Genomic DNA, 10,584 nt, shown 5'->3' with positions numbered 1-10,584 from the left:
GTGCTGAATTGATCCTCATATCCCAGTCTTGAGGATCAATTCAGCACGCTCGATGCGTTGCGCCCGGGTTCAGGCCAGGCGGTACCCCATGCCGCGCACGGTGACGAACCGCTCGGCGCCGAGCTTGTTGCGCAGGTAGCGCACGTACACGTCCACCACGTTGGAGCCGGGGTCGAAGTCGTACCCCCACACGCGCGAGAGCAGCTGCTCGCGGCTGAGCACCTGCCCGGCGTTGCGCAGGAAGGCCTCGGCGAGCGCGAACTCGCGCGCGGACAGGTCCACCTCGACCCCCGCGGCGGTGGCCCGGCGGGTGCGCAGGTCGAGGCTGAGGTCGCCGTGGCTGAGCACGGTGACCTCGCCGGCCGGCTCGGCCCGCAGGCGCAGCCGGATGCGGGCCAGCAGCTCCTCGAACCGGAACGGCTTGGGCATGTAGTCGTCGGCGCCGCCCTCGAGCCCCGCCACCGTGTCCGCGACGGACGTGCGGGCGGTGAGGATGATGACGGGCAGCGTGACCTTCGCCTCGCGCAGCCGGCGCAGCACGGTGAAGCCGTCCTGGTCGGGCAGCCCGAGGTCGAGCACCATGAGGTCGAAGTCGCCCGACGACGCGAGGTCGAACGCCTCCCGCGCGGTCGCGACCGTCGTGCTCGCGTAGCCGGCGGCGCGCAGGCCCTTCGCGACGAACGACGCGATGCGGGTCTCGTCCTCGGCGATGAGGATCTGGCTCACGTGGCGGGTCCTTCCCGGTCGGGGGCGGTGCGCGGGGGCAGCTCGGGGGTGGGGGCGGAGCGAGCGGTCGGCGCGGTCCGGCCGGCCGGGGGAACGGCGCGACCGGGGGCCGGGTCGGGGCCCGCGTCGGGCACGGGCAGCACCGGCACGACGACGGCGAACGTGGAGCCGCGGCCGGGCGCGGACTCGACCGTCACCTCCCCGCCGTGCCCCTCGGCGATGGCCGCCACGATGGCCAGGCCGAGCCCGGAGCCCTCCCGTCGCTCGCCGTCGTGCTCGCCGCGCGCGAAGCGGTCGAAGATGCGCTCCAGGTCGTCGGGCGCGATGCCGACGCCCTCGTCGCGCACCCACAGGCGCACGCGCGCGCCGTCCGGAGTCGTGCGCGACCCGATCGCCACCACGCTGCCCGGCGCGGAGAACTTCACGGCGTTGGCGGCGAGCTGCAGCCACGCCTGGGTGAGGCGCTGCGTGTCGGCCATGGTGCGGGCGTCGGTGCGCGAGTCGACCAGCCAGGTACGGTCGCCCAGCGTGCGGGCCTTGTCGAGCACGTCGTCCGTGAGGCGGCCGAGCTCCACGGGGGAGGGGCGCACGAAGTCGGGCTGCCCGACGGTCGCGAGGGTGACCAGGTCGTCGACGAGGCGGTGCATCCGGTCGAGCTCGTCGAGCGCGAGCACCCGCGTCTCGGCCGCGTCCGCCGGGTCGGCGGTGTCCATCAGCTCGAGGTGCCCGCGCACGATCGTCAGCGGCGTGCGCAGCTCGTGCCCGACGTCGTCGAGCAGGCGGCGCTGCGACTCGAACGAGCCCTCCAGCCGGTCGAGCATCCCGTTGAAGGCGCGGGTGAGGTGGGTGAGGTCGTCGTTGCCCGACTCCGGGATGCGGGCGGACAGGTCCGACTCGCCGATCTGCTGCGCGGTGCGCGCGAGCATCCGGATCGGGCGCAGGAGGCGGCCGGCGAGCAGCCAGCCGACGACCCCCGTGACCACCAGCGCGGCCAGCGCCACGAGCGCATAGCTGCGGAAGACTGCCTGCGTCTCCGCGTGCTCCGCGACCCGGTCGTAGGCGAGGACGAGCGCCGCCGGCTCGCTCGACGCCGGCACGGCGCCGCTCGCCTCGGGCAGCGCGGCGACGGGCGCGACGAGCGCGCGGTAGTCGGTGGTCGCGGTGCTGATCGTCCGCAGCACGACCTGGTCGGAGTCGAGCAGCGGCGTGACCGCGGCGACGAACTCGGCGTCGTCCTGGAGGTGCACCTCCACCGCCTGCTGGGAGACCAGGGGTCGCTGCCCGGTGCGCAGCCCGATCACGCCCTCGTGCCGCGCGGGGACGTCGAGCTGGATGGCGGTCACCACCACCTCCTCGGCCGACGAGAACGGGTCGCCGGTCACGGGGTCGACGCCGGAGGCGGCGAGGGTGCGCAGCTCGTCGGCGCTCTCCGTGAGGTCGGCGTCGATGCGGTCGTCGACCTGCTCGTACGTCAGCAGGTAGGCCGTGGCCCCTGCGAACCCGAGCGCGAGGGCGGTGAGCGCCAGCAGGGCCGTGAGGATGCGCGTGCGGACGGTCGGCCCTCCGTGGGGCCCCGGGGCTCGCACCATCAGTCGTCCTCGTCGTCGTCGGGGGAGTCGTCGTCATCGTCGTCGGTGCCGTCGTCGTCATCGTCGTCGTCCGTGGGCGGGACGGGCGCGACCCCGCCGTCGTCCGACGTCCGGGTCGGCGTCGGCTTCGGCGTCCTCGACGGCTCCGTCGAGGACGGGCTCGGCTCCGGCGAGCCCTCCCCGGGGCTCGGGGTGGGCGACGGAGACGCCGGGTCGGGGGTGGGGGAGACCACGACGACGCCACCGACATCGCGGTCCTCCGGCTCCGCGGTGGTGGCGGCGACGACGATGCCGACGATCACCGCGACGAGGGCGATCCCGAGGACCCAGGGGATGGCGGCGCGCCAGCGACGTCCGGACCGTTCGGCCGACCGTTGAACCATGGCCGGATCATCCCGCGGGCGGATGAGACGCAGATGAGAGCGCGTCGGCCCTGGCCGTCGGCCCGGGGTCGGGCGCCGCCAGCCAGGCGTCGACGTCGGCCAGCAGGCGGCGCCGCGTGCCCTCCGAGGCCCGGCTCGCCCGCACCGAGGACCGCGCCAGGTCCGCCAGCTCGGCGTCGGTGAAGCCGTGCACCTCGCGCGCGGCGACGTACTGGTCGAGCAGCCGGGAGGAGAAGAGCAGCGGGTCGTCCGCGCCGAGCGCGACCCGGGCGCCGGCCTCGACCAGGGGGCGCAGCGGCACCTCGGACGTGTCGGCGTACACGCCGAGGCCGACGTTCGAGGCCGGGCACACCTCGAGCGCGACCTCGCGCTCCACGAGCTCGGCCAGCAGCGCGGGGTCCTCCCCGGCGCGCACCCCGTGGCCCAGCCGGTCGGGGTGCAGCGCGTCGACGACGTCGCGCACGTGCGCGGGGCCGAGCAGCTCGCCGCCGTGCGGCACCGACGCCAGGCCCGCGCGGCGCGCGATCCGGAACGCGGCGGCGAACTCCGCGGTGTCGCCGCGCCGCTCGTCGTTGCTCAGCCCGAAGCCCACGACCTCGCCGGCGCCCTCGCCCGCGTAGCGGGCGGCGAGGCGGGCGAGGGTGCGCGCGTCGAGCGGGTGGCGCATCCGCGACGCCGCCACCACCACCGCCACCTCGACCCCGTGCGCGGCGCTCGCGGCCCGCGCCGCGTCCAGCACGATCTCGACGGCGGGCGTGATGCCGCCGACGAACGGCGCGTACGACGTGGGGTCCACCTGGATCTCCAGCCGTCGCGACCCCTCGGCGGCGTCGTCCGCCGCGGCCTCGTCGACGAGGCGGCGCATGTCCGCCTCCGAGCGCACGCACGCCCGGGCCGCGTCGTAGAGGCGCTGGAACCGGAACCAGCCGCGCTCGTCGGCCGGCACCCGCAGCGGGTCACCGTCCGTGAGGGCGGTCGGCAGCCGCACGCCGTGCCCGGCCGCCATGTCGCGCAGGGTGTCCACCCGCATCGACCCCGTGAAGTGCAGGTGCAGGTGGGCCTTGGGGAGCTTCGCCAGATCGCGCACGCCGCCAGTCTGCCCCGACGACGCGTGCGCGGGCCCGGTCAGGGCAGCCAGCCGCGCTCGCGGGCCACGGTCACGGCGGCCGTGCGGTCGTCCACGCCCAGCTTCGCGAACGCCCGCAGCAGGTGCGTCTTCACGGTGGCCTCCGCGATGAACAGCTCCCGCCCGACGGCGGCGTTGGACAGCCCGCGCGCCACGAGCGCGAGCACCTCCGCCTCGCGCGCCGTGAGCCGCTCGGCCGCGGTGCGCACGCTCGTCACGAGCCGGGTCGCGACGCCCGGCGCCAGCACGGTCTCGCCGCGCGCGGCCGCGCGCACGCCCGCCACGAGCTCGTCGCGCGGGGTGTCCTTGAGCAGGTAGCCCGTCGCCCCCGCCTCGACGGCGCGCAGGATGTCGGCGTCCGTGTCGTAGGTCGTGAGGACGACGACGCTCGGCCCGCCGCCGCGGGACGCCCCCACGATGCGCGCCGTCGCGCCCACGCCGTCCAGGCGGGGCATGCGCAGGTCCATGAGCACGACGTCGGGCGCCAGCTCGCCGGCGAGCGCCACCGCCACCTCGCCGTCCGGGGCCTCGCCCACGACCTCGACGTCGGGCTCGCCGTCGAGCATCCCGATGATCCCCGACCGCACCACGGGGTGGTCGTCGGCGACCAGCACGCGCACGGTCCCCGGCGGAGGCCCCGCCGAGGCCCCCGTCCCGCCCGTCCCGCCCGTCCCGCCCGTCCCGTTCATGCGGCGCCGCCCGCGGCCGGCACGTGCACCTCGACGCGCGTGCCGCCGCCCTCGCCGGGCTCGACGGCGAGCGTGCCGCCCACCGCCGAGACCCGCTCGCGCATCCCGGCCAGCCCGAGACCGTCGACATGACCGGGCGGCAGCCCGCGTCCGTCGTCGGTCACGTCGAGCCGGACGTCGGTCGCGTCGCCGTCGCCGTCCCGCGTCAGCCGGATCGTCACGGTCCTGGCCCCCGCGTGCCGCCGCACGTTCGCCAAGGCCTCCTGCGCCGCGCGCAGCAGCACCACGTCGGCGGCCGCCTGGCCCGTGGCCCCGCCGGCGCGCGCCGGGTCCGTCGCCCCGGCCACGTCCAGCATCACGGGCGTGCCCGTCTCGGCGGTGAACCGCTCGGCCAGGCGGCGCAGCGCCTCGGCGAGCGTCGAGCCCTGCAGCGGCACGGGGGCGAAGGCGGCCACGAGCGCGCGGGCCTCGGCGAGGTTGTCCCGCGCGGTCTGCTCCACGACCAGCAGCCGCTCGCGCGCGTGGTCCTGCTCGCCCCGGTCGAGCGCCGCCGTCGCGGCCTGCGCCTGCGTCACGACGCTGGTGAAGCCCTGCGCCAGCGTGTCGTGGATCTCCCGGGCGATGCGCTCCCGCTCCGCCGCCACGCCCGCCGCGTGGTGCGACTCCGCGAGCGCCGCCTGCGCCTGGCGCAGCTCGTGCAGCAGCCTCGCCCGCTCCTCCGAGCGGCGCATCGTCGTGGCGAACCACAGCCCGAGCAGCACGGAGAACGCGATCGCGATGGCCATCTGCGGTGCGGCCTCGAGGAGCGTCGGGACGTCGAACCCCTGCTGGGCGGCGATGGCGAACGTGGTCGCGACGCCGAGCGCGACGCTCGCCACCACGGCCCGGCGCGGCGGCTCCAGCAGCATCCAGAGCTGCGTGAACGACGCGAACAGCAGGAACGTGGCCAGCCCGCCCTGGGCGACGGCGACCGCGGTACCCGCGATCAGCACGACCGTGTAGGCGAGCGCCCGGCGCTGGTCGCGGGTGCGTGCCGCGGGGGCGCCCCACACCGCGTACGCGGCGAGCATGACGGCCATCGCGGTGTACGCCGTCCACAGCCCGCGGGCGTCGGTGTCTCCGCCGAGCGCCATCGCCGCGGCGGTCAGCAGCACGATGAGGACGAACCCGACGTCCCACCACACGACCTGCCGGTCCCACGGGTCGGACGTCGCCCGCGCGACGTCGTCGTCGGCCTCCGTGCCGGCCCCCGTGCCGGGGGCGTCGTCAGCCGTCGTCACGGCGCCGCCACCGGAAGGTGCGCACCCCGACGACGAGCCCCACGATCAGCCATGCGACCAGTACAGCAGCGGTCGCGGGGTGCTGCCAGGACCCGCTGGTCTCGAGCGCCGCCATCTCGTCCGGCAGGAAGACGGACCGCATGCCCTGCGCGATCCACTTCAGGGGGAACACCGAGGCCACGGTCTGCATCCACCCCGGCAGGGCGAAGAACGCGAAGAACACGCCCGAGATGAACTGCAGCACCAGCACGACCGGCGTCACGACGGCGCTCGCGGACCGCCCGGACCGCGGCAGCGACGAGAACCCGACGCCGCAGACGGTGCCGGCGGCGGCGCCGAGCGCGAACACCCAGGCGAACGTGGCCCAGCGGCCGGCGTCGGTGGGCAGCGGGACGTCGAAGGCGAGGGCGGCGACGGCCAGCAGCAGGGCCGTCTGCACGACCGACGTCGCGAGCGTGAGCGCCACCTTGCCGCCCACGTACGCGGTCACGGGCAGGGGGGTGGCCCGCAGGCGGCGCAGCGTGCCGTCGTCGCGCTCCACGGCGATGGAGACCGCCAACGACTGGAAGCTGGTGAGCATGATGCCGGTCGCGACCATGCCGGGCAGGAAGTACTGGGCGAAGCCGATCTGGGCCACCTCGGTGCCCTGGTCCTCGCTCCCGAAGACGGAGGAGAAGATCGCCAGCATGACGATCGGGTAGGCGAACACGAAGATCACGGCGTCGCGCTCGCGCCAGAACTGGCGCAGCTCCACGGCGGCCCGCACCAGCATGAGCCGGGCGAGGCCGGGCAGCCGCCCGCCTCTGCCCTCCCATGCCGACGTCGCGGCCCTCGGGCGCGTCGAGACCTGGTCCGCCTGGTCCGTGGCACTCATCGGTCGTCCTCCGTGGTCAGCAGCCCGAGGTAGACGTCCTCGAGGCTGGGGCGGGTGATGCACAGGTCGGGGACCTCGCCGTCCGCGCCGGCGACGGTCGCCATGAGGTGCGCGGCGAGCGCGGTCGGCGCGTCGGTGCGCTCGGTGTGCCGGACGCCGTCGGCGGTCCAGGTCACGAGCGGCGTGCGCGCGCCGGGGCCGCCGAGGGACTCGGGCGCACCCTCGGCCACGACGCGCCCGTCGCGCACGACGGCGACGCGGTCGGCCAGGTGCGCGGCCTCGGCGAGGTCGTGCGTGGTGAGCAGGATGGTCGTGCCGGCGTCCCGCAGGCGCAGGACGAGGTCCCAGAACGTGCGCCGGGCCTGCGGGTCGAAGCCGGTCGTGGGCTCGTCGAGGAAGAGCAGCTCGGGCTGGCCGACGACGCCGAGCGCGACGTCGAGCCGGCGCCGCTGCCCGCCCGACAGGGAGCGCACCCGCGCGCCCGCCTTCGCGGCGAGGCCCACGGCCTCGACCACCTCGTCGGGGTCGCGGGGCGCCGGGTAGTACCGGGCCGTGGAGCGCACGGACTCCGCGACCGTGAGCTCCGCCTGGTCGCGCGAGTCCTGCGCGACGACGCCGAGCCGCGCCCGCCACGCGCGGCCGCCCCGGGCGGGGTCCTCGCCGAGCACGCGCACCTCGCCGCCGTCGCGGTCGCGGAACCCCTCGAGGATCTCGATCGTCGTCGTCTTGCCCGCGCCGTTGGGGCCGAGCACGGAGACGACCTCGCCCGTCGCGAGGTCGAGGTCGAGCCCGTCGACGGCCTGCTTCGAGCCGTAGCGCTTGGTGAGCCCGCGGACGCGGACGGCGGCGCCGGAAGAGCCCGGTGTGCCGGAGGGTCGGTCGCCGGGGCGCCCGCGGGGGGCGGCCGGCCGGGGAGCCGGGGAGGGTGTCGTCGTCGAGGTCATGCGTCGAGCCTCGCTCGCGCGCCGGGCCCCCCGTGAGCCTCGGACGGCGGGATCCGGGGTCCACCGATCGGTGGACGGCGGGCGACCGCGGGGGAGTCCCGGCGGCGGTTCGGGCGTGGTTCGACCCACGCCCCCGCGTCGCGTACAGTTGTCCCTCGGTGGTTGATGCCCGCCAAGATCGAACGCGCCCTTCCGGGGTGCCTCGAGCGTGGCGACAGGGGCGTCGAGCACGAAGGGTAGTGGCGCAATTGGTAGCGCAGCGGTCTCCAAAACCGCAGGTTGCAGGTTCGAGTCCTGTCTACCCTGCCAGCGTGATCCCCCGCGGGGCCGCGCGCAGCGGGGCCATCCGCATGACCCCGGAACGCCAGGAGTCAGTGCCGTGGGTGCGTCGCCGGCAGGTGGCGCGGCCGCGGCGGGAACGCGAAACGGGGTAGAGCGAGTGAGCGAGTCACCGGCTGAGGCCGTGGGGACGCCCGGCGGGGGCAAGCCGGCCACCGGCAAGCGCCCGAACCTGTTCGCGCGCATCGCGCTCTTCGTGCGCCAGGTCGTGGCGGAGCTCCGCAAGGTCGTGACCCCGACCCGTTCCGAGCTGGTCAACTACACGATCGTGGTGCTGGTGTTCGTCACCGTGGTCATGCTGTTCGTGGTGGCCCTCGACTGGGTCATCGGACTGGGCGTCCTCGCCCTCTTCGGCGACTGACCTCGGCAGGCCGCCGGACGCCCGCCCCTGAAGCAAGCAGATTCCAGAAAGCAGGTTCGTTCGTGTCCCAGGATCCGCTGGACCAGACGGAGAACGTCGACCCCACCCAGCCCGACGCCGACGGCGCCGCGGCTGACCTCGACGTGCCCGCGGACCCCGCCACGGACGCGGCGCCCGAGGCGGGCGTCGAGGACGCCGCCGCCGAGGCCGCCGAGGACGAGCGCCCGGCGGACGCCGACGGCGACGTCGTCGAGGACCCGGCCGAGGAGTTCCGCCGCACCCTGCGCTCGCAGCTCGGCGACTGGTACGTCATCCACTCGTACGCCGGGTACGAGAACCGTGTGAAGGCCAACCTGGAGAACCGCATCCAGAGCCTGAACATGGAGGACTACATCTTCCAGATCGAGGTCCCCATGGAGGAGGTGACCGAGATCAAGAACGCGCAGAAGAAGACCGTCCGCCGCGTCCGCATCCCCGGTTACGTCCTCGTGCGCATGGACCTCACGGACGAGTCGTGGGGCGCGGTGCGCCACACGCCGGGCGTCACCGGCTTCGTCGGCCACACGCACCAGCCCGTGCCGCTGACGCTCGACGAGGTCTACTCGATGCTGGCGCCGGTGTTCGTCGAGGCCGCCCCCGAGGCCGGCAAGGCCGCGGCGGCGACGTCGGGCGCGACGGCGAAGGCCCCGGTCGAGGTCGACTTCGAGGTCGGCGAGTCGGTCACCGTCACCGACGGCCCGTTCGACACGCTGCCCGCCACGATCTCCGAGATCAACGCCGAGGCCCAGAAGCTCCAGGTCCTCGTCTCCATCTTCGGCCGGGAGACCCCGGTCGAGCTGTCGTTCAACCAGGTCGCCAAGATCTGACGGACGCAGTACTGCAACCGGGTCATCGCCCACGGCGTCGGCCCACGAACAAGAAAGTCAGGGAAGAGTCATGCCTCCCAAGAAGAAGGTCGCCGGCCTCATCAAGCTCCAGATCAACGCCGGTGCGGCCACGCCCGCCCCGCCGATCGGTCCCGCGCTCGGTCAGCACGGCGTGAACATCATGGAGTTCTGCAAGGCCTACAACGCGGCCACGGAGTCGCAGCGCGGCAACGTCGTCCCCGTCGAGATCACCGTGTACGAGGACCGCTCGTTCACGTTCATCACGAAGACGCCGCCGGCCGCCGAGCTCATCAAGAAGGCCGCCGGCGTGGCCAAGGGCTCCGCGACCCCGCACACCGTCAAGGTCGCGCAGCTCACCCAGGACCAGGTCCGCGAGATCGCGCAGACCAAGCTCCAGGACCTCAACGCGAACGACATCGACGCCGCGATGAAGATCGTCGCCGGCACCGCTCGTTCGATGGGCATCACCGTCGCGGAGTGATCCGCGCCCGGGCCGCCCGGCCGTGACCGGACCCTTCCGGCGCGGTCAGGGCGGCTCGGACCAAGTCCCGGCGATCGACGTCGGGCACGTGGCAGGGTCCGCGCGGACCCGCTCACCACGACTGCAGAAGGAGAAGCAGATGGCAACGCGCAGCAAGGCGTACCGCGCCGCGGCCGAGAAGATCGACCGCGAGAACCTGTACAGCCCCCTCGAGGCGGTCCGCCTCGCCAAGGAGACCGCGACGGTCAAGTACGACGCGACCGTCGAGGTCGTGTTCCGCCTGGGCGTCGACCCCCGCAAGGCCGACCAGATGGTCCGCGGCACGGTCAACCTGCCCCACGGCACCGGCAAGACGGCCCGCGTGATCGTCTTCGCGAACGCCGCCAAGGCGGAGGAGGCCCGTGCGGCCGGCGCCGACGAGGTCGGCGGCGACGACCTGATCGAGAAGGTCGCCGGTGGCTACACCGACTTCGACGCCGCCGTGGCGACGCCGGACCTCATGGGCAAGGTCGGTCGTCTGGGCAAGGTGCTGGGCCCCCGCGGTCTCATGCCGAACCCGAAGACCGGCACCGTGACGATGGACGTGACCAAGGCCGTGTCCGACATCAAGGGCGGCAAGATCGAGTTCCGCGTCGACAAGCACTCGAACCTGCACTTCATCATCGGCAAGGCGTCCTTCGACGAGAAGGCGCTGGTGGAGAACTACGCCGCCGCGCTCGACGAGGTCCTGCGTCTCAAGCCGACGTCGTCCAAGGGCCGCTACATCACCAAGGCCACGATGACGACGACGATGGGCCCGGGCATCCCGCTCGACCAGTCGCGCACCTCGAAGCTGCTCGAGGAGGCGTGATCCCGACAGGGACCCGCTGAACCACCGCCGACGGCCCGGCACCCCCCGTGGGTGC

At 74.4% G+C, this 10,584-nt stretch carries 12 protein-coding genes and 1 tRNA gene; 5 read left to right on the top strand and 8 right to left on the bottom strand.

The genetic code is table 11. The features are described from left to right. Positions 1 to 69 precede the first annotated feature (69 nt). The 8 genes from ACFUVW_RS16170 to ACFUVW_RS16135 all read right to left on the bottom strand — a co-directional run bounded on the left by ACFUVW_RS16170 (position 70) and on the right by ACFUVW_RS16135 (position 7,611). Entirely contained in the window at positions 70 to 726 is a 657-nt protein-coding gene (locus ACFUVW_RS16170) for a response regulator transcription factor (RefSeq protein WP_429727818.1), read from the bottom strand. Then, complete coding sequence (locus tag ACFUVW_RS16165) at positions 723 to 2,315, bottom strand: sensor histidine kinase (RefSeq protein WP_430572341.1); 1,593 nt, start codon at positions 2,313 to 2,315, stop codon at positions 723 to 725. The genes ACFUVW_RS16170 and ACFUVW_RS16165 overlap by 4 nt, the downstream gene beginning before the upstream one ends. Then, positions 2,315 to 2,698 (bottom strand): hypothetical protein, encoded by a 384-nt coding sequence (locus ACFUVW_RS16160; RefSeq protein ID WP_430572340.1) that lies wholly within the window; start codon positions 2,696 to 2,698, stop codon positions 2,315 to 2,317. Before ACFUVW_RS16160 ends, ACFUVW_RS16165 begins: the two co-directional genes overlap by 1 nt. A 7-nt stretch (positions 2,699 to 2,705) precedes the next feature. Further along, entirely contained in the window at positions 2,706 to 3,785 is a 1,080-nt protein-coding gene (locus ACFUVW_RS16155) for an adenosine deaminase (RefSeq protein WP_430572339.1), read from the bottom strand. A gap of 38 nt (positions 3,786 to 3,823) precedes the next feature. Next, positions 3,824 to 4,390 carry a response regulator gene (locus tag ACFUVW_RS16150; protein WP_430572343.1) on the bottom strand — a complete coding sequence of 189 codons (567 nt, stop codon included), beginning with the start codon at positions 4,388 to 4,390 and terminating at the stop codon, positions 3,824 to 3,826. Positions 4,391 to 4,509: 119 nt separating this feature from the next. Next, entirely contained in the window at positions 4,510 to 5,793 is a 1,284-nt protein-coding gene (locus tag ACFUVW_RS16145) for a sensor histidine kinase (RefSeq protein ID WP_430572338.1), read from the bottom strand. Beyond that, positions 5,780 to 6,565: an ABC transporter permease gene (locus ACFUVW_RS16140; protein WP_430572342.1), complete on the bottom strand. Its 786-nt coding sequence runs from the start codon at positions 6,563 to 6,565 to the stop codon at positions 5,780 to 5,782. The genes ACFUVW_RS16145 and ACFUVW_RS16140 overlap by 14 nt, the downstream gene beginning before the upstream one ends. Before the next feature lie 98 nt (positions 6,566 to 6,663). Then, the gene (locus tag ACFUVW_RS16135) at positions 6,664 to 7,611 is read right to left on the bottom strand and encodes an ABC transporter ATP-binding protein (protein ID WP_430572337.1); all 948 of its coding nucleotides are present in this window, start codon (positions 7,609 to 7,611) and stop codon (positions 6,664 to 6,666) included. Between the two features lie 233 nt (positions 7,612 to 7,844). Between ACFUVW_RS16135 and ACFUVW_RS16130 the strand changes: the two genes are divergently transcribed. The 5 genes from ACFUVW_RS16130 to rplA all read left to right on the top strand — a co-directional run bounded on the left by ACFUVW_RS16130 (position 7,845) and on the right by rplA (position 10,529). Then, positions 7,845 to 7,920 (top strand) — tRNA-Trp (locus ACFUVW_RS16130). A gap of 130 nt (positions 7,921 to 8,050) precedes the next feature. Continuing rightward, on the top strand, positions 8,051 to 8,311 hold the full coding sequence (gene secE / locus ACFUVW_RS16125) for a preprotein translocase subunit SecE (protein WP_430572336.1): 261 nt from the start codon (positions 8,051 to 8,053) through the stop codon (positions 8,309 to 8,311). Between the two features lie 62 nt (positions 8,312 to 8,373). Beyond that, positions 8,374 to 9,177 carry a transcription termination/antitermination protein NusG gene (nusG, locus tag ACFUVW_RS16120; protein WP_430572335.1) on the top strand — a complete coding sequence of 268 codons (804 nt, stop codon included), beginning with the start codon at positions 8,374 to 8,376 and terminating at the stop codon, positions 9,175 to 9,177. Between the two features lie 70 nt (positions 9,178 to 9,247). Further along, complete coding sequence (rplK, locus tag ACFUVW_RS16115; RefSeq protein WP_430572334.1) at positions 9,248 to 9,679, top strand: 50S ribosomal protein L11; 432 nt, start codon at positions 9,248 to 9,250, stop codon at positions 9,677 to 9,679. A 139-nt stretch (positions 9,680 to 9,818) separates the two neighbouring features. Further along, a complete protein-coding gene (rplA, locus tag ACFUVW_RS16110; protein ID WP_430572333.1) occupies positions 9,819 to 10,529 on the top strand; it encodes a 50S ribosomal protein L1 in 711 nt (236 codons plus the stop codon). Positions 10,530 to 10,584 lie beyond the last annotated feature (55 nt).

It is taken from the genome of Isoptericola sp. NPDC057391 (assembly GCF_042668085.1).
Taxonomy (GTDB): domain Bacteria; phylum Actinomycetota; class Actinomycetes; order Actinomycetales; family Cellulomonadaceae; genus Isoptericola.
The sequence above is the reverse complement of the archived record's forward strand: the minus strand, read 5'-3'. Positions and strand labels throughout refer to the sequence as shown.

Coding starts and splice junctions, on each gene's coding strand:
- ACFUVW_RS16165 (WP_430572341.1), bottom strand. CDS start 2,315: ATGGTGCGAGCCCCGGGGCCCCACGGAGGGCCGACCGTCCGCACGCGC.
- ACFUVW_RS16160 (WP_430572340.1), bottom strand. CDS start 2,698: ATGGTTCAACGGTCGGCCGAACGGTCCGGACGTCGCTGGCGCGCCGCC.
- ACFUVW_RS16150 (WP_430572343.1), bottom strand. CDS start 4,390: ATGCTCGACGGCGAGCCCGACGTCGAGGTCGTGGGCGAGGCCCCGGAC.
- ACFUVW_RS16140 (WP_430572342.1), bottom strand. CDS start 6,565: ATGCTGGTGCGGGCCGCCGTGGAGCTGCGCCAGTTCTGGCGCGAGCGC.
- ACFUVW_RS16135 (WP_430572337.1), bottom strand. CDS start 7,611: ATGACCTCGACGACGACACCCTCCCCGGCTCCCCGGCCGGCCGCCCCC.
- rplK (WP_430572334.1), top strand. CDS start 9,248: ATGCCTCCCAAGAAGAAGGTCGCCGGCCTCATCAAGCTCCAGATCAAC.
- rplA (WP_430572333.1), top strand. CDS start 9,819: ATGGCAACGCGCAGCAAGGCGTACCGCGCCGCGGCCGAGAAGATCGAC.